Origin of the sequence: Halorhabdus sp. SVX81 (genome assembly GCF_029207715.1) — an archaeon.
Classification (GTDB): domain Archaea; phylum Halobacteriota; class Halobacteria; order Halobacteriales; family Haloarculaceae; genus Halorhabdus.
Map to the genome: position 1 here is coordinate 721,005 of NZ_CP104322.1, position 21,201 is coordinate 742,205.

General features: G+C 64.6%; 23 protein-coding genes. 9 read left to right on the forward strand and 14 right to left on the reverse strand.

Annotation, left to right across the window (positions count from 1 at the left end):
* Positions 1 to 33: 33 nt before the first annotated feature.
* The 3 genes from SVXhr_RS03450 to SVXhr_RS03460 all read left to right on the forward strand — a co-directional run bounded on the left by SVXhr_RS03450 (position 34) and on the right by SVXhr_RS03460 (position 3,011).
* On the forward strand, positions 34 to 849 hold the full coding sequence (locus tag SVXhr_RS03450; protein ID WP_275739479.1) for a protein-glutamate O-methyltransferase CheR: 816 nt from the start codon (positions 34 to 36) through the stop codon (positions 847 to 849).
* Position 850: 1 nt separating this feature from the next.
* The gene (locus tag SVXhr_RS03455) at positions 851 to 2,077 is read left to right on the forward strand and encodes a HEAT repeat domain-containing protein (protein ID WP_275739482.1); all 1,227 of its coding nucleotides are present in this window, start codon (positions 851 to 853) and stop codon (positions 2,075 to 2,077) included.
* Between the two features lie 70 nt (positions 2,078 to 2,147).
* Positions 2,148 to 3,011 carry a CheF family chemotaxis protein gene (locus tag SVXhr_RS03460; protein ID WP_275739483.1) on the forward strand — a complete coding sequence of 288 codons (864 nt, stop codon included), beginning with the start codon at positions 2,148 to 2,150 and terminating at the stop codon, positions 3,009 to 3,011.
* Between the two features lie 45 nt (positions 3,012 to 3,056).
* On the opposite strand, the gene SVXhr_RS03465 is transcribed toward SVXhr_RS03460, so the two are convergent.
* From SVXhr_RS03465 to SVXhr_RS03480, 4 genes are all read right to left on the reverse strand, one after another.
* Positions 3,057 to 3,932, reverse strand: a complete 876-nt coding sequence (locus SVXhr_RS03465; RefSeq protein WP_275739485.1) for a CheF family chemotaxis protein — start codon at positions 3,930 to 3,932, stop codon at positions 3,057 to 3,059.
* Between the two features lie 143 nt (positions 3,933 to 4,075).
* The gene (locus SVXhr_RS03470) at positions 4,076 to 4,459 is read right to left on the reverse strand and encodes a 30S ribosomal protein S6e (protein ID WP_275739487.1); all 384 of its coding nucleotides are present in this window, start codon (positions 4,457 to 4,459) and stop codon (positions 4,076 to 4,078) included.
* Positions 4,460 to 4,547: 88 nt separating this feature from the next.
* Positions 4,548 to 4,997, reverse strand: a complete 450-nt coding sequence (locus SVXhr_RS03475) for a CopD family protein (protein WP_275739489.1) — start codon at positions 4,995 to 4,997, stop codon at positions 4,548 to 4,550.
* A 90-nt stretch (positions 4,998 to 5,087) separates the two neighbouring features.
* The gene (locus tag SVXhr_RS03480; protein WP_275739491.1) at positions 5,088 to 5,726 is read right to left on the reverse strand and encodes a chemotaxis protein CheC; all 639 of its coding nucleotides are present in this window, start codon (positions 5,724 to 5,726) and stop codon (positions 5,088 to 5,090) included.
* A 106-nt stretch (positions 5,727 to 5,832) separates the two neighbouring features.
* Here SVXhr_RS03480 and SVXhr_RS03485 point away from each other — a divergent pair, with 106 nt between their 5' ends.
* Positions 5,833 to 6,876: a phytoene/squalene synthase family protein gene (locus SVXhr_RS03485; protein WP_275739493.1), complete on the forward strand. Its 1,044-nt coding sequence runs from the start codon at positions 5,833 to 5,835 to the stop codon at positions 6,874 to 6,876.
* A 33-nt stretch (positions 6,877 to 6,909) separates the two neighbouring features.
* Here the strand turns inward: SVXhr_RS03485 and SVXhr_RS03490 are convergent, their stop codons facing one another.
* The 7 genes from SVXhr_RS03490 to SVXhr_RS03520 all read right to left on the reverse strand — a co-directional run bounded on the left by SVXhr_RS03490 (position 6,910) and on the right by SVXhr_RS03520 (position 15,672).
* Positions 6,910 to 8,088: a cystathionine gamma-synthase gene (locus tag SVXhr_RS03490; RefSeq protein WP_275739495.1), complete on the reverse strand. Its 1,179-nt coding sequence runs from the start codon at positions 8,086 to 8,088 to the stop codon at positions 6,910 to 6,912.
* Positions 8,085 to 9,068 carry a PLP-dependent cysteine synthase family protein gene (locus SVXhr_RS03495; protein ID WP_275739497.1) on the reverse strand — a complete coding sequence of 328 codons (984 nt, stop codon included), beginning with the start codon at positions 9,066 to 9,068 and terminating at the stop codon, positions 8,085 to 8,087. Before SVXhr_RS03495 ends, SVXhr_RS03490 begins: the two co-directional genes overlap by 4 nt.
* A gap of 401 nt (positions 9,069 to 9,469) precedes the next feature.
* Positions 9,470 to 10,879, reverse strand: coding sequence for a DHH family phosphoesterase (locus SVXhr_RS03500; protein WP_275739499.1), 1,410 nt, complete (start codon positions 10,877 to 10,879; stop codon positions 9,470 to 9,472).
* 222 nt (positions 10,880 to 11,101) lie between these two features.
* Positions 11,102 to 12,670 carry an ATP-binding protein gene (locus SVXhr_RS03505; RefSeq protein ID WP_275739501.1) on the reverse strand — a complete coding sequence of 523 codons (1,569 nt, stop codon included), beginning with the start codon at positions 12,668 to 12,670 and terminating at the stop codon, positions 11,102 to 11,104.
* 476 nt (positions 12,671 to 13,146) lie between these two features.
* Complete coding sequence (locus SVXhr_RS03510; protein WP_275739502.1) at positions 13,147 to 13,881, reverse strand: uroporphyrinogen-III synthase; 735 nt, start codon at positions 13,879 to 13,881, stop codon at positions 13,147 to 13,149.
* Positions 13,882 to 13,920: 39 nt separating this feature from the next.
* A complete protein-coding gene (gene hemC / locus SVXhr_RS03515; protein ID WP_275739504.1) occupies positions 13,921 to 15,042 on the reverse strand; it encodes a hydroxymethylbilane synthase in 1,122 nt (373 codons plus the stop codon).
* Between the two features lie 84 nt (positions 15,043 to 15,126).
* Positions 15,127 to 15,672 (reverse strand): CDP-2,3-bis-(O-geranylgeranyl)-sn-glycerol synthase, encoded by a 546-nt coding sequence (locus SVXhr_RS03520; RefSeq protein WP_275739506.1) that lies wholly within the window; start codon positions 15,670 to 15,672, stop codon positions 15,127 to 15,129.
* A 120-nt stretch (positions 15,673 to 15,792) separates the two neighbouring features.
* On the opposite strand from SVXhr_RS03520, the gene SVXhr_RS03525 reads away from it, so the two are divergent.
* Positions 15,793 to 15,993: a zinc finger HIT domain-containing protein gene (locus tag SVXhr_RS03525; protein ID WP_275739508.1), complete on the forward strand. Its 201-nt coding sequence runs from the start codon at positions 15,793 to 15,795 to the stop codon at positions 15,991 to 15,993.
* Here the strand turns inward: SVXhr_RS03525 and pyrF are convergent.
* Complete coding sequence (gene pyrF / locus SVXhr_RS03530) at positions 15,981 to 16,829, reverse strand: orotidine-5'-phosphate decarboxylase (protein WP_275739510.1); 849 nt, start codon at positions 16,827 to 16,829, stop codon at positions 15,981 to 15,983. The genes SVXhr_RS03525 and pyrF overlap by 13 nt on opposite strands.
* Before the next feature lie 142 nt (positions 16,830 to 16,971).
* Here pyrF and SVXhr_RS03535 point away from each other — a divergent pair, with 142 nt between their 5' ends.
* Both SVXhr_RS03535 and SVXhr_RS03540 read left to right on the forward strand, forming a co-directional pair.
* Entirely contained in the window at positions 16,972 to 17,631 is a 660-nt protein-coding gene (locus SVXhr_RS03535; RefSeq protein WP_275739512.1) for an HAD family hydrolase, read from the forward strand.
* Between the two features lie 109 nt (positions 17,632 to 17,740).
* Positions 17,741 to 19,072 (forward strand): hemolysin family protein, encoded by a 1,332-nt coding sequence (locus SVXhr_RS03540; protein WP_275740861.1) that lies wholly within the window; start codon positions 17,741 to 17,743, stop codon positions 19,070 to 19,072.
* Between the two features lie 139 nt (positions 19,073 to 19,211).
* On the opposite strand, the gene SVXhr_RS03545 is transcribed toward SVXhr_RS03540, so the two are convergent.
* Both SVXhr_RS03545 and SVXhr_RS03550 read right to left on the reverse strand, forming a co-directional pair.
* Positions 19,212 to 19,577, reverse strand: coding sequence for a hypothetical protein (locus SVXhr_RS03545; protein WP_275739513.1), 366 nt, complete (start codon positions 19,575 to 19,577; stop codon positions 19,212 to 19,214).
* Positions 19,577 to 20,017 (reverse strand): DUF2240 family protein, encoded by a 441-nt coding sequence (locus SVXhr_RS03550; protein ID WP_275739514.1) that lies wholly within the window; start codon positions 20,015 to 20,017, stop codon positions 19,577 to 19,579. The genes SVXhr_RS03545 and SVXhr_RS03550 overlap by 1 nt, the downstream gene beginning before the upstream one ends.
* 166 nt (positions 20,018 to 20,183) lie before the next feature.
* On the opposite strand from SVXhr_RS03550, the gene SVXhr_RS03555 reads away from it, so the two are divergent.
* Positions 20,184 to 20,384 carry a ferredoxin gene (locus SVXhr_RS03555; RefSeq protein ID WP_275739515.1) on the forward strand — a complete coding sequence of 67 codons (201 nt, stop codon included), beginning with the start codon at positions 20,184 to 20,186 and terminating at the stop codon, positions 20,382 to 20,384.
* Positions 20,385 to 20,533: 149 nt separating this feature from the next.
* Positions 20,534 to 20,905, forward strand: a complete 372-nt coding sequence (locus SVXhr_RS03560; protein ID WP_275739517.1) for a 30S ribosomal protein S8e — start codon at positions 20,534 to 20,536, stop codon at positions 20,903 to 20,905.
* Positions 20,906 to 21,201: the final 296 nt, after the last annotated feature.

A 21,201-nucleotide genomic window follows, 5' to 3' on the forward strand; every position in this document is an offset into this window, starting at 1 on the left:
GCTTAGTGATACCCAACCCCAACCGAGAGGACGATGAGCCGCCGATCAGGATCACAGCGTGGGTTCACCTCGCTGCTCGAGTACATCGGCTCCGAGCTCGACTTCGAGTCGGACTTTTACAACGACGCGTACCTCGATCGACGTATCACGGCCCGGATCCGCCGGACTGACAGCGAGGACTATCGTGCCTACGAGCGGTTGTTGAAACGCGACGGCGAGGAAGCCGACGCGCTGCTGGATTCGCTGTCGATCAACGTCACCGGCTTTTTCCGGAACCCCGAGGCCTGGGAGCAACTCCGCCCGGTCCTCCGGGAACTGACTGACACCCACCGGACGGTCCGGGTCTGGAGCGCCCCGTGTGCCGACGGTCGGGAGCCGTACTCGCTGGCGATGCTGGCGAGCGACGACGACCGCATCGACGAGCGACGACTCGACATCCTGGCGACGGACATCAACCCGGACATCCTGACGGAAGCGCGTGCTGGCGTCTACGAGGCGTCACAGACGACCGATATCGAGTCCGAACTCGAACCGCTATCGAACGCCTCGACGTACATCGATCGCGACGGCGATACGTTCACCGTCCGTGAGTCGATCCGGGAGATGGTCTCCTTCGAGCAACACGATCTCATCCGCGGGGACCCGCAGGGCGAGTTCGACCTCATGCTGTGTCGGAACTTCCTCATCTACATCGACTCGTCGTACAAGCGACCGATTTTCGAGACGATCAGCGAGTCTCTCCGGAGTGGCGGGTATCTCATGATCGGGATGACCGAGACGATCCCGGCCCAGTGTCGTGAGACGTTCGAATCGGTCGACAAACAGCGCCGGATTTACACCAGGGCGTAGCATGTCACTGTTCGAACTCCAGCGCGAAGGCGACGTCCAGGAGCTCATCAGACTCCTCCGGGAGAGCGACAACGAGGACGTTCGGACGCGTACGGCGTCGATGCTTGGGGAGTTCGACGACCACATGGACCGGCGTGACGTCGTGAGCGCGCTCGTCCAGGCTGCCGAATCCGACGATTCGAGCGCGGTGACGGCAGCAGCCGTGGACTCGCTGGACGAACTCGGCCAGGACGCCATCGAGGCACTCATCGAGTCGATGGCCGGCGTCGACTTCGACGATGAAGGGGCAGACTGGGTTCGTGCGAAGGCCTTCATCAAGGCCCTCGACGCCGAGGTTCCCGAACTCCGGATGGCAGCCGCAAACGGGCTCGGGCAGTTCGGCGATAGCGACGCGATCGAACCGCTGGTCGGACGGTTTACCGACCCCGACCCCCGGGTCCGTGCACGGGCCGCCAGAGCGTGCGGATCGATCGGCGACCCCCGGGCCACTGACCCGCTGGAATCACTCCTGACGGACGACGCCGTGGTGGTCCGGCGGGAAGCTGCCGAGGCGCTCGGCCAGATCGGCAACCGCCAGGCGCTGGGGGCCCTGCTGGACCTCTATGACGACCCCTCCGAGCGTGTCCGACGGATCGCGGTCAACGCCTTCGGGAATTTCGAAAACGCCACCCCGGTCGACGCGCTGGTCGGGGCGCTCGGCGACGATGCGGCGGTCGTCCGGCGGACGGCCGTCTATTCGATCATTCAACTCCTCGCGAACGTCCCGACCCAAAAGAGCCACGAGATCCGCGAGACGATCGTCGACCGGCTGAGCGAGACTGACGACGCGAGCGTGGTAGCTCCGCTGGTCGAAATCTTAGAGGAAGGGACCCAGGACGCCCAGCGCCGGAACACGGCGTGGCTGCTTGGCCGTGTCGTGACCGAACCCGACGAGAGAGTGCTTGACGCGATCGTGACGGCACTCGATGACGACGATCAGATGACTTCCCAGTTCGCGGCGACGAGTCTGACTGAACTTGACGACGACAGCGTCGAAGACCGACTCCTCGACGTCGTCACTGATACTGATCGACCCACTCAGGCTCGGACGCAAGCGATCTTCGCACTCGGCAAGATCGGTGGAGACCGGACGCGCGAGACGCTCGACACGCTGCTCGACGAGACCGACGAGGAGGAGATCCGCAAACGGGCGTTCTCGGCCATCTCGAAGCTCGGAGGCCGACTGTGATCGCCTGTCAAGACGGCCGAGACGTTAATATGGCCGGCACCCAACCACCCGACACGGGTTGTCGACACCGATGAGTGAAGGCGAACGCAAACTCGCCGACAGTCGGGGAAAGTTCGTCCAGGTAGTCGAGAATGGCCGGAAACTCAACGACGTCGAGTGGATCCCTGGCCGGATTTTGCTGTCGAACAAGCGGCTTGTCCTGGCGAGCAACGACGGCAAAAAGACGATCCCGATCGCGGAGATCCGGAGCGTCAAAACCCGACAGAACGTCAACAAGGCCATCGCCAACGTCTCGGGCTACGTCTCGGTCCAGACTGGCGGTGACGTCTTCTTGCTCTCGCCCGCCGACGAGGAGTCCTTCGCTTCCGCGATCTACAGCGCCCGCCTGGATCAACAGGTCGTCCTCGCGAAACACCCCGCCGTCAAGGGCGGCGTCGTCCAGGACACGTCCTGGGAGAAAGCCCGCATCAAAGTCTCCGAGGCCTCGGTCGAACTCGCGATCTCCAGCGGCCAGTTCGTCGAGATCGACCTCGATGACGTCGGGACGATCGAGGAGACCGAGCGGACCGTCCTCGAAAAACAGCGAAACGTCCTCGAAGTCGAACACGCCATCGACGGGACGAGCGTCAAGACCTACCTCTCGGGATCCCCGAGCGACTGTTCCATCCTCGCGTCGCTCCTTCGCTCGGGCGATCAACACGTCGACTCGGACATCGAACTCACCGACGACGAACGGGAAGTGCTGATGGCGCTTTACTCGGGCGTTTCCCCCTTCGAGATTCCCGACTTCGTGGGTCTCGATGTCGAGGACGTCGAGGCCATTTTCGAGCAACTGGCCGAGCACGGCGTCGTCAAGAAAACACGCACCCGCCGGGAAGTCGGACTCAAACCCCGCGGTCGCTCGATCGCCAGCGACGTCATCGCCGATCAGTGACGCGATCCCCGATCAGTGACCGTCGATTTCCGGCAGACCGGCCCGTTACTCGTTGACGTCTTCGAGATGGCGGTTGACGACGACCCGCCCTTTCGACGTCAGCGCCGGTCCCGCGTCGCCGGTCGTGAGGAGTTGTTTTTCCTCAAGGTCGGTTACCAGCATCGTCACCTCGCTGGCCTCACGGTCGAGGACGTTCGCCAGCGGAATCCCCTCCATGTCGCCCGTCGAGTAGACGGCGACCAGGAGTTCGATCTCGGGGTCCGAGAGCTCGATATCCTTGAGTTCGCCCATCAGATCGGAGTACTCCAGTCGGAGGTAACGTCCGAGGAGGCTGAGCATCCGGGCGGAGGGCATCGCCGCGACGGTCGTAATCGCCTCTCCGTCGGGCATGTGCCGGACGGCCAGGACGGCGCGTTCGGAGCCGGCGATCTCTCTGGTCGAGCGCTCGAACTTTGTGACTTGTGCGAGTGTCACGGTGAAGGAGTCGTTTTGGCGCTTGAACTGCACGCCCTTCGGCTGCAAGAACAGTTTCGCGGGGACGTACTCGGCATCGGTTACCCGCCCACCGATCTCGGCCGGGTGCTGTACCGTCGAGTCGGTTCCATTCAGCAGCGCCTTGAACAGCACCGTCGAGAACTTCTCGATCGTCTCGTCGTCCGCCTCGACGACGGCGACGAACCGGCTGTCACTCTTCTCGAAGGCGATCGTCACCGTCGAGTCGAAGAAGTCACCGAGATCGGGCGGGACGTGCCCCACTGCCACGTCGAAGATCGAAGACAGCGGGATCGTCGTCTTTGACTCGTCGGCCGCAAGCACCAGCCGCTTCTGACTGAGGAGCACCCGCCCCTTTACCGGCTCCGACCGGGCTGACCGTTCGGAGTTGAACGAGGCGACGAAATCCGCGATGACTGATTCCGACATGGATTCTCGTCTATCTACGCCTCGATAGGATTGGCCAACTATTGAGCGTTACGTGCGAATATCAATCGAGAGAATGCAACGCGTCGCCGGTCCGGTGGTCCGGACGGCACACTGGTCTCCCGACGATTCCGTCGGTCCGGCTGTTACTCCGCGGTGAGCAACTCGCTGACGTCCCCGTCGCCGTGCTCGACGATCGTCGCGTTGACCTGCCTGACTGCGTCGCTGATCTCCCGCCCGCGAACGGTAACGCGTTTGCGTTCGCCGTCGCGCTCGGGGTTGAAACCGGTTCCACCTTCGAGCAGGATGGACTTGAGGTTCGGCCCGAGCACGTCTTCCCGAAGCGGACGGCCGGCGTCGTCGGAGCCGCCGGTCACCTCGAGGGTGAACCCGTCGAGACCGATCGCGCTTCCCTCGACCTCGTCGCCGAGTTCTCGACCCACGAAGCGGTTCGCGTCCTGTCCGTCAATGTCGACCTGATAGGTTTCGCCCGTGTCCGGATCGGCCACGGCGACAGTGAACTCAACCATACCCGAATCAAACCGGCCGCGCTAAAAAAGCCCGTCGGAACGCGGCGGTTGCCGGCCGGGACGGCTCTCGATGTCGTCTCCGGGCGCCTCACCAGGGTGCGACCAGCGCGCCGGCGTCGACGAACAGCGCCACGGCGACGACTGACGCCGCGAGGAAGAACGGACGCGCGTCGGCAGCGGGCGTGCGGACCTTCCGTTCGTCCGTCCCGTCGGCGAGTCGCGCGGCACCGATCTCCGAGAGGGCTGCGAGGGTGAGCCACAGCACGACCATGCCGACCACGAGGTGGCCCCGCGTCGTGCTGAACAGGGAATCCATGTATCCGTTGGCCGCCTGGTGACCGCCGGTCAACAGCGTCACGACCGCGCTCGCACGCGCGATCCGCTTGAACTGCGTGGTGAATCGCGACAGCGGTTCGCTATCGAGAGCCCCCTCCCTGGCCGCCGGCAGGACGGCAATAGTCATGAAGACGACGCTCCCCGTCCACACCGCAGCGAACAGCAGGTGGACGCTGCTTACGGCCACGTCTGCGAGTGTCATGGGCAAGCCAACGGCCCCGACCCCCATCAAAACACGGAATCAACACCGTCGACGCTCCTCGAAACACGGGATCGGGACTGAGGTACCCCCTCAAAATACGGGATCGGCTTCGGTGTCGGAATCGTCGATCTCCCCGAGTTCGAGTTGATCCAGCAGGTTGACGAACGATCCCGGATCGGGGATCAGAAACAGCCTGATCTTGAACGCCTCGTCACGGTCGGTCACGTCCACGAGGCTGTCGAGGACGATCGACAACGAGTCCACCCGAACGTGAGAGAGGGCGTCCTCGGCGATCTCTTCGCCCCCGGTGAACCGGAGCGTCGGCGTCCCCATGTCGATGGTCGTCCCCAGCGTGTTGGCGATCCCGTCGATGAAGCCCGACGTGAGGATGTTACAGACTTCCTGGAGTGCGCTCTCCTGTAACTGGTTGAACTCCTCGTCGACGGTCGTCCCGGTGAGTAACTCGGCCATTTCACGGCCTGTCTCCTCGTAAAACGTAAGCAAGAAGACCCCGTACGGCGGCTCGTTGAGACGGATGCTGGCGCTGTAGATCGGATCGGTTCCGATCTCCCGGGCGATATCCGGTGGTTCGACGAACGCCAGACTCTTGATCTCGACCGTCGAGTCGACGCCGGCCAGCGATCCGAGCGAGGTGGCCGCGTTCTCCGCGCCGGCCTTGATCAGCTGGTTGATGACCCGCAATTTCCTGATGTCGATGAGCAGCGGCATCTGGTCGGTCCTACCCACACCGAACCGACACTTAGTGATTGTGTCTGACGGGACTCGGTGCTCGGATTTTTTTGTCTGGGGGGTCTATCTCCTCACGTTGATATCAATGGATTCCGGACCACCCCCTGACCTTGAGTGGTGTTACGAGGCTGTACAGGGGGTCTCTCGTACGTTTGCGCTGACCGTCGAGGCACTCGACGAGCCGATGGCATCCCAGATCGGGCTCGGGTATCTGCTCTGTCGCGTCGCCGATACCGTCGAAGATGCCGGCCATATCCCGCCTGATGAGCAGGTGTCGCTGCTCGCCACGTACGATGCCGCGCTCGATCCCGACAGCCCTGAAACGATGGTCGATTTCAGGGCCGCTGTCGATCCGTGGCTCCCGGAACCGGAACGCTCGGCGGACTGGACGGTCGTCGCGCGCGCACCGACGGTGTGGACCACGTTCGCCGATCAACCGATGGATGTTCAGGCGGCGATCGTCCCGCCCGTCAGGGAGATGGTCGACGGAATGGCGGATTTTCTCTCTCGACATGCCGACACCGGCGGGCTCCGACTTTCGGACTACGCGGAACTCGATCGGTACTGTCACTACGCCGCCGGGACTGTCGGGACACTTATCACGAACCTTCTCACACGCGATGGGGTCTCACCTGACCGGACCGAAGCGTTGTACGACACTGCTGGATCGTTCGCTCGGCTCCTCCAACTCGTCAACGTCGCCAAGGACGTCCACGCGGACTTCGAGGAGGAGAACAACGTCTACTTGCCGGCGACGTGGCTGGCCGCGGAGGGCGTCGACCAGGAACACGTCCTTGCAGAGCGCAACCGCGATTCGGTTGCCCGGGTGGTCGAACGCACGGCCACGCGCGCCCGCTCGTTTCTGGATGACGCCCAGTCCTATCTCGAAACGATGCCGCTCTCTCACGGTAATACGCTCGCCGCCTGGTCGGTCCCGTACCTGCTGAGCGTCGGGACGCTCCGGGAACTCGAAAACCGACCGGGCGACGCGCTTACCGAATCGGGCGTCAAAGTCGATCGCGAGGAGGTATTCGCCGTGATGGCCGTTGCGAGCGACACCGACCATGAAAAACTCGGTGACCTCCGTTCCTCGATCGCGCGGGAACCATATCATCTCGTCGTCGAGTGATTGCGCTCGTTTGCCGACCGGTTCCGGTATGTCCTATCCGTCGATCGCAACTGAAAGCGCTTGCTCCAGGTCGGCTCGCAGGTCCCCGACCCCTTCGAGACCGACGCTGAGTCGAACGAGGCCGTCAGTGATGCCGTTTCGGCGTCGTTCCGCCGCCGGGACCGCGGCGTGAGTCATCGACGCCGGGTGTTCGATCAAGCTCTCGACACCCCCCAGACTCTCGGCCAGCGTGCATACGTCCGTGTTCGAGACGAACGTCTCGACCGCTTGCAGTGGCGCGTCGAGGTCGAAACTCACCATCCCGCCGTAGTCATCCATCTGTCGCGTGGCAACGTCGTGGTGGGGATGTGTGGCGAGGCCCGGATAGTGGACTGTTTCGACGGCCGGTTGCTCGGCGAGCCACGATGCCAGCTCCATGGCTGTCTCGGAGTGGCGGTCCATCCGGACGGGGAGGGTTTTGATCCCGCGGAGGACGAGGAAACAGGCGAAGGGGTCCGGCGTCGCCCCGACGCTGTTCTGGTAGAAGCCCAGTCGCTCGTCCAGTTCGGCGTCGTCGGTGACCAGTGCGCCGCCGACGACGTCGGAGTGACCGCCGAGGTATTTCGTCAGCGAGTGGGCGACGATGTCCCCGCCGTGCTCGATCGGCCGCTGGAGATACGGCGTCGCGAACGTATTGTCGACCGCGAGCAGCGCGTCGTTCGCGTGGGTGACGCGTGCGACGGCCTCGATATCCAGCACCCGCATGAGCGGGTTCGTCGGCGTCTCGATCCAGACGAGTTCGGTCGTGGGTCGCATCGCCGCATCCAACTCGTCGGGGTCGGTCGCGTCGACGAATGAGAATTCGAGGTCGTAGTCCTCGTAGACCTGTGTGAACAGCCGGTGGGTCCCGCCGTAGACATCCTGGCCGACGACGACGTGGTCGCCGGCTTCGAGCAGGTTCAGGACCGTATTGATCGCGGCCATCCCACTCGCGAACGCCCGCCCATGAGAGCCGCCTTCGAGGCTGGCAAGGTTGTCCTCCAGGGCCGTCCGCGTCGGATTCCCCGTCCGGGAGTATTCGTAGCCGCGGTCCTGGCCGGGGGCGTCCTGGGCGAACGTCGATGAGGCGTAGATCGGTGGCATGATCGCGCCTGTTTCGGCGTCGGGCTCCCACCTGGCGTGGATCGCCCGCGTCTCGAACGCCGTCGGCTCGCTGTCACTCTCGTCGATCATTCCTTTCCCTCCCACTCGTCGAACGCCCCATAGATGTTCTTCGAGAGATATCGCTCGCTCCCGTCCGGGAAGACGGTCACGACGGTGTCATGGGGCGCGTCCCGGTCGCCCGCCGCAATCTCTCTGGCCACCCGCCGGGCGGCCACACTCGCTGCCCCGGAACTGGATCCCACGAGGTGTCCCTCCTCGGCGGCGAGGCGCTGTACTTCGGCGTGGGCTTCCCGATCCCCGACCGTCAGGAAGTCGTCGATCTCGTCGGACTCCAGCAGCTCCGTGACTCCGGGGTCGTGTGTCCCGATCCCCTCCGTCTTGTATGGCTTCTCCTCGCGCGGCTTCCCGACCAGTGTGCCGAACGTCGACCCCGCCGGTTCGACGGCGACGACGTGGACGGCCGGGACGTGCTCGCGGACGGCGCGAGTGATCCCCGTCAGGGTCCCACCCGATCCCACGCCGACGACGATCGCCCCGGCCTCGCCGTCGAGGGCTTCGAGGATCTCCGGCCCGGTCGTCCGGTAGTGGGCCTCGACGTTCAGCGGCGTCGAAAACTGTTGGGGGACGGTAGCGTCGTCTCTGCCTTCGGCGATCTCGTGTGCGCGCTCGATCGCGCCGTCCATCCCGCCCTCGCCCGGCACGTGGACGATCTCGCCGCCGAGGGCGGCCATCAACCGTTCCTTCTCCGGGCTGAAGCCCTCCGGAACGACGAAGACCGCGTCGAGGTCGTGTCGGCCGGCCGCGATCGCCATCCCGATGCCGGTGTTGCCGGCTGTCGGCTCGACGATCGTCCCACCGGGTGGGACCGCCCCACGCTCCAGCAATTGTTCGACGATGTGCTTGCCGATCCGGTCCTTGACGCTGCCGCCCGGGTTGAACGTCTCCACCTTCGCGTATATCTCCGCCCCGTCGACGCTGTCGAGTTCGACAAGGGGTGTTCGGCCGATCGTTTCGAGTACGGATGTCGCAGGTTCGTGGTGTGTCGTCATGTCTCTAGGCTGTATTGAATCACTGATCGCCGATGCGAGCCGCCACGCAGCGTATCAACAACAGCGACAACAGCCAAGAGACGGTGAGAAGGAGCGTTGATCGTGAACCCGTGCCCGTCGGCGTGCCCGCGGCTGTCGGTGGGGCACCATCGGTTGATCCCAGTCACGCCGCCTGCTTGAGGTGGCGCCCGGAATCGAATGGGTTCGACCCATACTGACGAAAATGTGTGGGCGCTTTATGCCGCTTTCTGTTTGAGATCGCCGAAGAGGTCCGCGTCCTGACTCGAACGAGCCGAACTCGCTTCTCGACCGGCCCACTGTATTTGCTATAGCGTAATATGATTTATGCGGTGGCAGACAGACAGCTCACTGGCGAGATATTCGTCGGTCATCCGCGGATTTCAGGCCAGTTGCTCGGCGATAGCGCTCTCGAGCCGGTCGATGAACTCCTCTCGGCGGGCCGCCGGGATCGTCGCGCCGGCGGCGATGTCGTGGCCCCCGCCGTCCCCACCCACTGCGACGCTCGCCGTGTGGATCGAATCCGAGAGGTCCAGCCCCTGGCGAACGAGCGTAGCTGTCCCCCGGGCCGAAACCTTCCGCTCGTCCTCGGACTTCCGGGCGAAGGCGACGATCGGCCGTTCGCGGTCGACGCCGGGGAGTCCGAGTGCCATGCCGGCGACGATCCCGACGATCGTCTCCCGGATAGCGTCGTCGGCGTCGAACCACTGGACTGTCTCGCCCGATTCGACGCCGTTCTCGCGGACGTACTCAAGGCCCTCCGAAAGGTTCCGCCGGTGATTCGCGAGCAATCGACGGGCGCGTTCGAGGGCTTGCTCGCGGTCGCCGAGACAGACTGCCAGCCCCACGTCGGCGCGTTCATAGCGTGCGGTCGCGTTGAGAAGGGTCGAGAACTCGCTTGCGTCCCGAAGTTCCGTGCCCTGCGTCTCCTCTGAGAGCGTATAACTCGTCCCGACGAGTGAGTCGATCCGGTCCGCCGGCACGCCTCGCTCGACACCGCGCTGGACGAGCCCGCTGACGACCGTCTGACGCTCTTCTGCGGAGAGATCGACCCATCGACGCCACTCGCCATCCACTTCGAGATCGATCCCGAGCGATTCCAGGAAGTCGATCGCGCCGGCTTCGTCGCCCGAAACCCCGGGAATCTGGGGTTGATCGGCGTATTCGAGCAGCTTCGGCAGCGGTCGGGTCTGTTTGCCATACAGCGCGATGTCGGTCGCCTCCTCGAGAACGCCGGCTTCCATTCCGTCCTCGACGATCGCCCGGTTGGCCCCGACGAGCTCGCCCCCGACGGCCTGCATGTCGCCGACGGCCCCGACCACCGCGAGCGCGGCGAGGTCACGGTTGTCCTGTTCGTCTTCCTCCAACGCGCGTGCGAGGAGGTAACTTGCCCCAGCCCCCGAGAGTTCGGATGCGCCGTCGATCCCTTCGAGGAGGGGATTGAGGTGATAGCGCGTCTCGGCGTCGGCCGGCTGGTGGTGGTCGACCACGACCGGTTCGAAATCACCGTGCTGCTCGTGGTTCGCGATCACGTCGAGTTGGCCGCTCCCGAAGTCGGTGAAAAGCACCGTCTGAAAGTCTCGTGCGGCGATCGACGCGATTTCCTCGTCGTCGAGCTGGTTTTTGAAAACCGTGGTGGTGGGGATGCCCGCCCGTTCGAGGGCCGTCGTGGCGATCCCGGCACTCGTCAATCCGTCAGCATCGATGTGCGAGGCCAGGAGTACTGCTTCGGCCCGTCGAAGGCGATCGGCACACTCCGCGGCTCGATCGGCGAGTTTCGGCACGGGTGCCATCGCTACCCCTTGGTTCGGACAGCGATAAAAACGTCAGGATCGGACCAATAAACCACATTCCGCTATATCAATGGTGGATGGCGCGGTATCTGCTCGTCAACTCGGAAACTGACCGGCCAAATCGTGAGCGCTTCCGGTCGATTACCGTGGTGCGCTTGACGGCGATTCGGTTGGCTCATGCCACGGGTCAAAAGTCAGCTCCGCACGGCCACAGCGACGCGGTCAGTCCGAACTTGCTGTCTCTCGATCCATCAGTGTCCGTCCCCCGATGTACAGCACACTCATCGTCGCGCCCCAGATCAGGTGGGTGAGCAACGACGGAAGCGACAGGCTCGGCAGCATCGCCGGCTCGCCGACGAGGCGCAACCACAGCGGCATAATGACGCCTGCGGCGACGAGCCAGAGGACGATCGCCCACCCCATCCCGACTGCCAGACACCATCTGACGTCTTCGGCGTAGGGGTCGGGGACGGACGCGAGGATTCCAGCGTACATCAACCCGAAGACGACGCTGTGGAACTCGTGGGTAATCCAGCCGACGAGTGGCTGGGCGCTCCCGTACAGCGACCCGATGATCGGTACCACACCCGATGTCGCCTGCCCGACGACGCCCATCGTGACGCCGGCGACCAGCGACGCCACGACAGCCATCCCCATTTCGACACGGGAAACGCCGAAAGAATCGGCGGCCCGGACAGTCGATCGCCCGGGGTGAGTCCCGGTTGATGCCAGCGGGATCGCCAGATCGATCGTGGTCGTCTCGCCATCGTCGCTCGTTTCGGCGTGGCCGCCGATCGTATCGAGGACAAGCCTGACGACGTTGAGCCCGAATCCGCTTGCCGGGTCGTCGTAGTCGCCGCTGGTCCCCTCTTCGAGGATTGCCCGCTGGGAGTTGGTCAACGCCGCTCCGTCGTCCGTGATCCGGAGATGGGCAAATCGATCGTCGTACTCGATGGCGATCGAAACCTGCGTGGGGCCATTGTCGCGGTCGGTCCCCCGCCGGAGGACGTGCTCGATCGCGCGGACGAGCATTTCGTTGCCCCAGACCGTCACCGATTCGTTCGGCCGGCGTTGGACCTCGTAGGAACATTGCGCCACTTCCTCGGAGACAGTGTCGACAGCCCGATCGACCGTCGTCGTTACGTCCATCGCGTCGAGTCCGCGCCTGGCACTTTCGGTCGTGCGAGCCAGGTGTTTGACGTCTTCGACGGTCCGCTGGATACCGTTCGACTGGGTCTGTACTGTCTCGACGACGCGATCTTGCAGCTCCGGATCGTCGCGTTCGCTGAGAATACCGATCTGACCGTCGATCACCAGCACGGCGTTGAGAACCCGATCGCGCAGACTTCGGTTGAGAATCTCCAGGCGGTCGGTCTGCTGTTTGAGTTCCCCGCGCTGGCGACGGTTCTCGGCCGCATAGATACCCGTCAGTGCGCCCCCGATCGCCCCGCCGATCAGGAAGTTCGACAGCGCTGGTTGCCATTGCACACCGGCGATTTCTCCCATCTCATCGACGCCCGATCCCATCAGCGTCAGGACCACGAGCAGGAACATGGTCGCCGTTCCGATCACGGTCCAGAGGGCCGTGGTTCGGACGTAGCGTCGATCGAACGACCCGACGGTCAGCGCAACCCCGAACGCCGACAGCGTGAGCCCGAGCGTCAGTGGGACGACGCCCGCGAAGGCAAACCGCAACGGTTGCTCTCCGACGGTGAACGTCACGGTAACGCGAGTCAGGCCGAACCCGATCACCGCCACGATCAGCCCCGCCGGGGAGAGACGACGGTTCACGGCGGATCTCAGTCCGAACAAAGACACGGTGTTCCAAGGGCGGTCGCTGCTGGCAAAATACCTTGGGTGGAGCAACCGGTAGTGTTCAGATAAGGATCTGTCCAGAGTGAGACTGCCCTGAAAGCCCTCACCAGTTTCGGTCCCGCGACTCGCTGCGCGCTTCGAGCCTTTCAGGCTCTGCAGTGCTTGCTTCGTCGGGGTTCCCGAAAGGGGAGGTCGGCGTTGCCGACCTCCTCAAACCGTGGCGGCAGGGAGACGGCGTCGCCGTCTCCATTCGAGGCGGTGCAACCGCCTCGCAGCCGCCACGTGTGGCTCGCCCTTTCATTTTACCAGAAGACGCAGTCTTCTGGTCGCCCGAAAATCTTCGATTTTCGCAGGCCGCCAGGATTCGGCTGGAAAGCCAGCAGAAACAGACTCTTTGCTCGGTGCTTATCTGAACACCGTCGAGCAACCCCGTTCGTTGTGAGGGAGGGCGGCTATCGATCGAGCTCGTCGACGGCTTCGGTGGCCAGTGCCTCGAACTCGGCCGTTTCGGGGACGACGTCGACCGCGATCCCCTGCTCGCTGGCGGTCTCCCGTGTCGGCTCACCGATCGTCCCGACGACTGCGTCGGCCACTCCCTCGATCGCCGCCGCTCGCTGGCCTCGCTCACTCGCGATCGCCAGAAAGTGTTCGACCGTCAACGAGGAAGTGAAAAGCGCGGCGTCGAGGGTTCCGTCGACAGCGAGCTGTACGGATTCTCCCGCTTCTTCGGGTCGGACGAGCCGATAGAGCACCGTCTCGTGGACGTACGCGCCGGCCGACTCCAGCCCGTCCAGCAACACGTCGCTGCCGTGGTCGCTGCGGGCGACCTCGACTCGCGATCCCTCGACGCGATCGGAAAGGACGTCGACGAGCCCCTGCGAGGAGTACGTCTCCGGCACGATGTCGACCGCGATCCCGTTCGCCCGGAGTGCCTCGGCCGTCGGCTCGCCGATCGCACACACTGTCGCGTCGCCGGGCGTCCACTCGTCGGCCACCAGTTCGGCCCCGGTTTTGCTCGTGAAGATAACGACGGCCGCATCTGTACGGGGCTGAGCTCCGGTCGGCTCGACGCTGAGCATCGGGTCGGCGATCGGCTTCACGTCGAGCGATTCGAGGAGTTCGACCGCCGTCTCCAGTCGCTCGTCGTCCGGGCGGAAGACGGCGACGGTCGGCCGGTTGTCAGTCATGTCTCTCCCTCCCGGTGCGGTGAGTGCCGGCGACCGGCCTCATGTGTCGTCGGCCTCCGCCATCTCCTCGGCGCGTTCGATCACCTCATCTGCACCGCGGTCGGCGAGGTCCTCGCCCAGCTCGCGGGCGGCGTCGACGTGGTTTTCGACCGGGAGTGCGCGTCGGTCGGCGATCTCCTCGGTTCCGTCGGGCGCGAGCACGCGGACTGTCGTCGTGACGACTCGACCCTGGAACACCGCCCGGACGCCGATCGGGGCCACGCAGCCGCCGCCCAGCGTTTCGAGGACCGTGCGCTCGACGGTCGCCTCGACGCGCGTGCGAGCGTCATCAATGATATCGCGGATCGTCTCGGCGGCTTCGCCTTCCTCGGCGACGACGGCGACGACCCCCTGGCCGGGAGATGGAACGAACTGCTCGTCGGGGAGTGCCTGGAAGTCGAGGTGATGGGTCAGTCCCAGCCGATCCAGCCCGGCTTCGGCGAGCACGATCGCATCGTATTCGGTGTCGACTTCGCGTGCCGTGGCCCGGCGTTCGATCTCGGCGAGGCCGTTGAACCAGTTGTCGAACGACTGCTCGAACGTCTGGCCCGTCGCCTTCGTTTCGTCGTCGCCATTTTCGGTGGTTTCTTCGCTCTCTTGGGCATCCAGTCGCGCCGTATACTCGGCCTTGAGGGTGGGTGCGAGTAACTTTTCCACCCGCGTATCGACGTTGCCCCGCAGTGGCTGGACGTCGAGATCCGGGCGTTCGGCCAGCAACTGCGCGCGCCGGCGGAGACTGGACGTCCCGACCGTTGCGCCCTCCGGAAGGTCATCGAGGTCGGTTCCGTCGGGCGTCACCAGGACATCGTTCGCCGGCGCGCGTTCGGGCACTGCGGCGATGGTCAACCCCTCGCGATCCTCCGTCGGGACGTCCTTCAACGAGTGGACCGCGGCGTCGGCCTCGCCGTCCCGGACCTGTTCGTCGAGGCTGTGGACGAACGCACCCGTCTTGCCGAGGCGATGGATGAGTTCGTCACGGAGCTCGTCGCCCGTCGTCTCGACTTCGAGGAGTTCGACCTCGTGACGGCGACTCTCCAGGGCGTCGCGTATCGCCCCGGTCTGCCGGAGCGCGAGATCCGACCCGCGCGTGGCCAACCGGAACGTCGTGGCACGGCTGCTCATTAGCCGTGTGTCCACGGTCGAGCGGGATAACCTCACCGCTCGACGCTGGCGATAGCTGGCCCGGATCGAAGTGCCGCCAGCCGATCAGTACGGCTCGTCTTTCAGCCCCAACACGTACGCGAGCGCGTTCGTCGTGACGTGCAGGATGGGAGTCAGGATGACGACGACTGCCAGCACGGCCGGCGTGAACGTCTCGCCGAACCAGGTTGGCGCGGCGAGTGCGGCCAGGCCGAGCGCGCCGAGTACGAAATCGAGTTGATCGAGGCCGGGGACGGGCGCGCCGCGCTGGCGATCGAGGCGGCGTTTGATGAACGAGGCGGCGATGTCACCGACCATCGCGCCCAGCGCCAGCGCGACGGCGGCCGCGATCGGGAACCCAGGCAGAGCGACGCCGATCGCGTCGCCAATGGCGGGTGCCGCGGCGTCGAGTGCGAGCGCCAGGGCCGCCCCCGCCGCGGTGCCGGCGACCGTGCCACGCCAGGTCTTGCCGTCGCCGAGCAGGCGCGCACCGCGATAGGTTCGCCCGCCGTCGATCGGCTGACCGCCGCCGGCCAGCACGGCGACGTTGTTGGGGAGATATGCGGGCAACATCGCCCAGAACGCGATGACGACGACCGAGAGCCACGACATCTTTCCCGGCGATACGATGGCCGTCAGTTAAAGCCATCTGATTCCGCTCGTGGCGTGGTCGGTTTGATCCGGCAAGCATGTGCCCCCAGTTCTGAAGTCCGTGGCCGGCCAAGAGAGGATATGAGCAGTTCCGGTCTCTGTGGCATCTGCGGTCGCACCGGTGCCGGGTACACTTGCGATAGATGTGGCTCGCTCGTCTGTGAGCGCCATTACGAGGCGTCGGTCGGATTCTGCGTCGAGTGCGCGGGCGAGGTCGGCGGTGGCGGACCCAGTGGGAGCGGGGATGGCCGGCCTGATGACGCCGACACCTACCGGTACTGATTCAGCCGGCGCTTGAGTCGCTTTGCGGCCTCACCAGCTGCCCGGTAGTAGGCATCCGGATCGGCGTCGCCCGGCCCGCCCGCCTCCTCGCCGGCGAAGATGATCCCCCGCGAGGAGTTCACGAGGCCGACTTGTGGGTCGACACCCGGCACGTCAGCCAGGCCGTGCTCGACGGCGGCCTCGGCGTCACCACCCTGCGCGCCGACGCCCGGCACGAGGAAGGGGAGGTCCGGAACCTGCTCGCGCAGGGCTTCGAGTTCCTCCGGGGCCGTCGCGCCGACGACCAGGCCGACGTTGTCGTTGCGGTTCCACAGATCCGCGAGCGCCGCGACGCGTTCGTACAGCGCCTCGCCGTCTTCGAGTTCGAGGCCCTGGAGGTCCGCCCCGCCCGGGTTCGAGGTCCGACAGAGGACGAAGACGCCGGTCTCCTCGCGGCTGAGAAACGGCTCCAGGGAGTCTCTGCCCATGTAGGGGTTGACGGTGATCGCGTCCGCATTGAGTCCATCCCCGTCGAGCACTTCGGCGTACTGGCGGGCCGTGTTGCCGATGTCGCCCCGCTTTGCATCGAGCAGGACTGGCACGTCCTTGCCGTGGGCGTAGGCGATGGTTTCGGCCAGCGCGCGCCAGCCGTCGGGGTCCTCGTAGAACGCGGCGTTGGGTTTGTACGCCGCGGCGTGCTCGTGGGTCGCGTCGATGATCCGGCGGTTGAACGCCCACCGCGGCAACTCCCGGTCGGCGAGGTGGTCGGGGAGGCGGTCGGGATCGGGATCTAAGCCCACCGAGACGGCGCTGTCGACCGCGTCGATCCGGTCGGCCAGTCGCTCGAAGAAGGTCATATCTTCCCTCCGGATCCCCTCGACTCAAGTATTTCCATGTGGGCGACGACTTCCTCGCTCCTCTCGTGCTCGGTCTGTGAACGCGACCCAGACGTTGCGTCGAACACAACACTCAATTGTGCCTCCGCTGTATCCTCTCTCGATGACCGTCAACGCGGTGGTCTTCGACCTAGATGAGACGCTGGCCGTGACCACGCGCGATCGGGGGACGCTGATCGAGGAGGCGACCGCCGTCGCCGGCGGCGACCCGATCGAGTACACGACCTATCAGGATACCCACCACGAGGCAGTCACGAGCGAAACCAGGGCCCCCATTTTCGAGGCCGTCATCGACGACGAGACAGTCGATCCCGACGCCGTGGCGGACACCTACCGCGAGGCGGTCAACGACGCGCTCGTTCCGGTCGATGGCGCGAGTGACCTGCTCGCCCATCTCACCAACGGCGCTGGCTACCGCGTCGGCGTGCTCACCGACGGCCCCGTCCGCGCCCAGCGGAGCAAACTCGACGTGCTCGGGTGGGATGACTATCTCGACGCCAGCATCGTGACCGGGGCCTTAAAGACGCGCAAACCCGATCCGATCGCGTTCGAGGCGATCCTCGAGGAGATGTCTGTCCGTCCGTCCGAGGCGGTGTACGTCGGCGACAAGCCGGAGGTCGACGTCGCGGGAGCCAAAGACGCCGGCCTGGCCGCGGTGCAGGTGCTGTATCCCGGTGGTCCCGAGTTGCACCCGCGGGCCGACGCCGCGGTCGATCGGGACAAGCTTCGGACGGATTTGCTCGACGTTCTCGCCGGCCTGTGAGCGGGCGGCGACGTGGCCCGTGAATCCGTTCGATGATTTTTGTATATGGAACGAGAGGCATAGATATGCGCTTGTTACAATCGAGCGGTAGTCCTTGCTGGTGGCACCGATGGTAAACGTCGCGCTCTCGGCAGCACAACTCGTCTTGGCGCTGATTCTGGTGGTATTAAACGGCTTTTTCGTCGCTGCGGAGTTCGCCTTCGTCCGGGTTCGGGGGACATCGGTCGACCAGCTCGCCGAGGAAGGGCGGCCCGGCTCGGCGACGCTGCAAGAAGTGATGACGAATCTCGATAACTACCTCGCCACGACGCAACTCGGCATCACCATCGCCTCGCTCGGATTGGGGTGGGTCGGCGAACCCGCCGTGGCGGCGCTCATCGAGCCAATACTGGAATCGGTTCTGCCGGCAAGTCTCATCCATCTCGTGGCGTTCGCAATCGGATTTAGTATCATCACGTTCCTCCACGTCGTCTTCGGTGAACTCGCGCCGAAGACGATCGCAATCGCCCAAACCGAACGACTCTCGCTGTTTCTCGCCCCGCCGATGAAGTTCTTTTATTTCATACTCTATCCGGGTATTGTCGTCTTTAACGGGGCGGCTAACGCGTTCACGCGGTCGCTCGGTGTGCCGCCCGCTTCCGAGACGGACGAGACTCTCGGTGAGCGAGAGCTCCTCCGGGTACTCACACGATCGGGTGAGGTGGGGGACATCGACCTGGCAGAAGTGACGATGATCGAGCGGGTCTTCGATCTCGACGACATCGTGGTGCGGGAGGTCATGGTTCCACGGCCTGACGTGGTGAGCGTTCGGGCGGATGCCGCGCTCTCGGACCTCCAGTCGATCGTCCTCGAGGCTGGTCATACCCGCTATCCAGTGCTTGCCGCCGAGGACGGCGATCAAGTGATCGGATTCGTGGACGTCAAGGACGTGTTACGAGCGGAGGTGGAGGGTGGGGACGCCGAGTCAGTCGGCGACATCGCCCGCGAGATCGCGATCGCCCCCGAGACGATGGCACTCAGCGATCTCCTGAGACAGTTCAGGGAAGACCAACAGCAAATGGTTGCAGTCATCGACGAGTGGGGGGCGTTTGAGGGGATCGCAACGGTTGAAGACGTCGTCGAGGCGCTCGTCGGGGACCTCCGGGATGAGTTCGATATGGACGAGCGCGAACCCTCGATTCGCCCGCGTGATGATGGGGGATACGACATTGATGGGGGCGTCCCGTTATCAAAAATCAACGACATGATCGAGGGGGAGTTCACGAGTGACGAGGTCGAAACGATCGGTGGGCTGGTACTCGAGCAACTCAACCGTGCGCCGGAACGTGGCGATCGCGTTGCGGTCGCCGGGTACGTCGTCACGGTGACGAGCGTCGAGGGGTCCCGAATTTCGACGATCCGGGTCCAGGAACGTCAAGAGGGCGATTCAGTAGTGGACTGATCGGACGTCCCCTGGCTGGCCGGAGGTCCGAACACCTTCGACCGGAACCGGATGCGCACGAATGCGGATCCGTGAGTCCGCCGAAGGTTCGCGTCTCGCCCGACTGGCGGTGACCGATTCGATGACACGCTGGACAGACTCACCTCTCAGTGGCGACGTTGACGAGCAGATCGACGGCTCGCTTGACCGCGGCGGCGGTCGGGACGGTGACCTGCACTTGCTCGTCAGTTACGTCCATCTTCAAAAATTCATCGTCCGCGTGGGCTTGCACAGTCGATTCGCCGGCCCGCACGCCGAGGACAAGCCCGTCCGACGTCGGCTCCAGTGTGGCGAGGACGCGACCATCGTCGTCGACGACTGCCGGGCCGTCATCCGGAGCGGACGGCTCTCGGTCCTCGCCCGCCACGACAGAGAGCCGATCCAGCCCGGCCGTCTCGCGGCCGTCGATCTCCGCCCGCAGGAGCGTCGCGATGCGCTCGCCGTCGGTGACGCAATCGTCGACCATCAGAGGGCCTCCAGCGTGCGATCGATCGCCTCGTCGACCTCGATGCCCTGCCGGCGGGCATAGAGGATCGCCGCCGTCTCCAGGGTGACGCCGAGATCGGACTGGAGGCCGTTGATCGCCGCGACGGCTTGCTGTTTGTCCGTCCCCTCGGCCACGACCGTATCGAGGACGCGCTCGAACGTCGAGCGCTCGCGGAGGATCGATTCGTCAGGCTGGTAGCCGTCGGGAACAGTCACCGACGTCGGATCGAAGGCGAGTTCGAGGCTGTCGTCGGTTGCCGTCACCAGCCCCTCGCCTTCGGCGATGTCGATCAGCCGCTTTGCCTGCTCCGGTGAGAACCAGTCCCGATCGAGGCTGAGGTCGACCACGAAGTCACTCCGCGGAAGCTGGTCGCTTCCGGCCTGGACGAACGGGGCGGCCACGGCTGTCCGGAGACTCATCGTTCGCAGGTGGTCCACAGGGACGCCTAAAGCTGGCGATCACGCCGCGCCGCCGGTGAGCGATCCGCCGTGGACTCCCACGATTCTCCGTGAGGATTCCAGAGCGCAGAGAAAACCAGTGTGCTTTATGAGTCTCAATCGGCAAATTCCACCGGAGGCAACAATAATGGCTACAGTGGAAGTCGATCAGGACCTTTGTGTCGGCGACGAGATCTGTGCGGCAATGGAACCGGAAATCTTCGAAATGCGTGACGACGGGCTCGCGTACGTCGTCGACGGACAGGAAGAGGTCGACGGCGATATGGTCGCCGCCGCCAGAGAGGCTGCGGACGCCTGTCCCGTCGACGCGATCACCGTCGAGGAATAACGCCCGCCGCAACGCGTCGTTTTTCGAAGCCGACCGATGAGACGTTTGTCCGTCCACGCCGACCCCGCCGTCCCAGCTCGTTCTTTCCGCGGACGAACCGGCGACTGTGATTCGAGAGGTTCAAGTGCGCGCTGATACTTCTCTCAAACATGAAATTCCAGGGCCGCTCGACCCGAAAACGTACTGGAGGTCGACGACGTCACGCACGGAACAAGCGCCGCCACGAACTCGGCGACGAACCGACCGAGACGGAAGTCGGCGAGCAGAAACTCAAGTTCGTCGACGCTCGTGGCGGGACCGAGAAGATCCGTGCCGTCGCAACCGACGTCGCCAGCGTCGCCACCGACGACGGGACTGTCGCTGCCGAGATCGAAAACGTCGTCGAGAACCCCGCCAACCCCAACTACATCCGGCGGAACATCATCACGAAGGGCGCGGTCGTCGCGACCAGCGAGGGCGAGGCCCGCGTCACCTCCCGACCCGGTCAGGACGGCCAGGTCAACGCCGAACTGCTCGAATAACGCAGTCCCGTATTTTCGAGTCGGCCTGCCGTCCAGTGGCGTCACTTCCAAAGCACTGACCAATCGCCAGACTGCAGTTGGGTCGATTACTTAGAGATGGTCGGGACAGTGTCGACGACCGGTGGCCACTCGTCCTGATTTGGCCCCATCCCTACTCACAGAATCATTTCGGTAACAGCCCCGGCAACGGGGACGACCCGTAGGTGCTCGCAACGTATAGCTCGGCGTGCACGGCCATGGTCCGGACACGCGTCCCGTTTCTACTGCCTGTCGAATGCGGTCCCGATTGCGCCGGG

Excerpts from the sequence above, each read along its gene's own strand:
- SVXhr_RS03450 (WP_275739479.1), top strand. The coding sequence starts at position 34 with ATGAGCCGCCGATCAGGATCACAGCGTGGGTTCACCTCGCTGCTCGAG.
- SVXhr_RS03455 (WP_275739482.1), top strand. The coding sequence starts at position 851 with ATGTCACTGTTCGAACTCCAGCGCGAAGGCGACGTCCAGGAGCTCATC.
- SVXhr_RS03460 (WP_275739483.1), top strand. The coding sequence starts at position 2,148 with ATGAGTGAAGGCGAACGCAAACTCGCCGACAGTCGGGGAAAGTTCGTC.
- SVXhr_RS03465 (WP_275739485.1), bottom strand. The coding sequence starts at position 3,932 with ATGTCGGAATCAGTCATCGCGGATTTCGTCGCCTCGTTCAACTCCGAA.
- SVXhr_RS03470 (WP_275739487.1), bottom strand. The coding sequence starts at position 4,459 with ATGGTTGAGTTCACTGTCGCCGTGGCCGATCCGGACACGGGCGAAACC.
- SVXhr_RS03475 (WP_275739489.1), bottom strand. The coding sequence starts at position 4,997 with ATGACACTCGCAGACGTGGCCGTAAGCAGCGTCCACCTGCTGTTCGCT.
- SVXhr_RS03480 (WP_275739491.1), bottom strand. The coding sequence starts at position 5,726 with ATGCCGCTGCTCATCGACATCAGGAAATTGCGGGTCATCAACCAGCTG.
- SVXhr_RS03485 (WP_275739493.1), top strand. The coding sequence starts at position 5,833 with ATGGATTCCGGACCACCCCCTGACCTTGAGTGGTGTTACGAGGCTGTA.
- SVXhr_RS03490 (WP_275739495.1), bottom strand. The coding sequence starts at position 8,088 with ATGATCGACGAGAGTGACAGCGAGCCGACGGCGTTCGAGACGCGGGCG.
- SVXhr_RS03495 (WP_275739497.1), bottom strand. The coding sequence starts at position 9,068 with ATGACGACACACCACGAACCTGCGACATCCGTACTCGAAACGATCGGC.
- SVXhr_RS03500 (WP_275739499.1), bottom strand. The coding sequence starts at position 10,879 with ATGGCACCCGTGCCGAAACTCGCCGATCGAGCCGCGGAGTGTGCCGAT.
- SVXhr_RS03510 (WP_275739502.1), bottom strand. The coding sequence starts at position 13,881 with ATGACTGACAACCGGCCGACCGTCGCCGTCTTCCGCCCGGACGACGAG.
- hemC (WP_275739504.1), bottom strand. The coding sequence starts at position 15,042 with ATGAGCAGCCGTGCCACGACGTTCCGGTTGGCCACGCGCGGGTCGGAT.
- SVXhr_RS03520 (WP_275739506.1), bottom strand. The coding sequence starts at position 15,672 with ATGTCGTGGCTCTCGGTCGTCGTCATCGCGTTCTGGGCGATGTTGCCC.
- SVXhr_RS03525 (WP_275739508.1), top strand. The coding sequence starts at position 15,793 with ATGAGCAGTTCCGGTCTCTGTGGCATCTGCGGTCGCACCGGTGCCGGG.
- pyrF (WP_275739510.1), bottom strand. The coding sequence starts at position 16,829 with ATGACCTTCTTCGAGCGACTGGCCGACCGGATCGACGCGGTCGACAGC.
- SVXhr_RS03535 (WP_275739512.1), top strand. The coding sequence starts at position 16,972 with ATGACCGTCAACGCGGTGGTCTTCGACCTAGATGAGACGCTGGCCGTG.
- SVXhr_RS03540 (WP_275740861.1), top strand. The coding sequence starts at position 17,741 with ATGGTAAACGTCGCGCTCTCGGCAGCACAACTCGTCTTGGCGCTGATT.
- SVXhr_RS03545 (WP_275739513.1), bottom strand. The coding sequence starts at position 19,577 with ATGGTCGACGATTGCGTCACCGACGGCGAGCGCATCGCGACGCTCCTG.
- SVXhr_RS03550 (WP_275739514.1), bottom strand. The coding sequence starts at position 20,017 with ATGAGTCTCCGGACAGCCGTGGCCGCCCCGTTCGTCCAGGCCGGAAGC.
- SVXhr_RS03555 (WP_275739515.1), top strand. The coding sequence starts at position 20,184 with ATGGCTACAGTGGAAGTCGATCAGGACCTTTGTGTCGGCGACGAGATC.
- SVXhr_RS03560 (WP_275739517.1), top strand. The coding sequence starts at position 20,534 with ATGAAATTCCAGGGCCGCTCGACCCGAAAACGTACTGGAGGTCGACGA.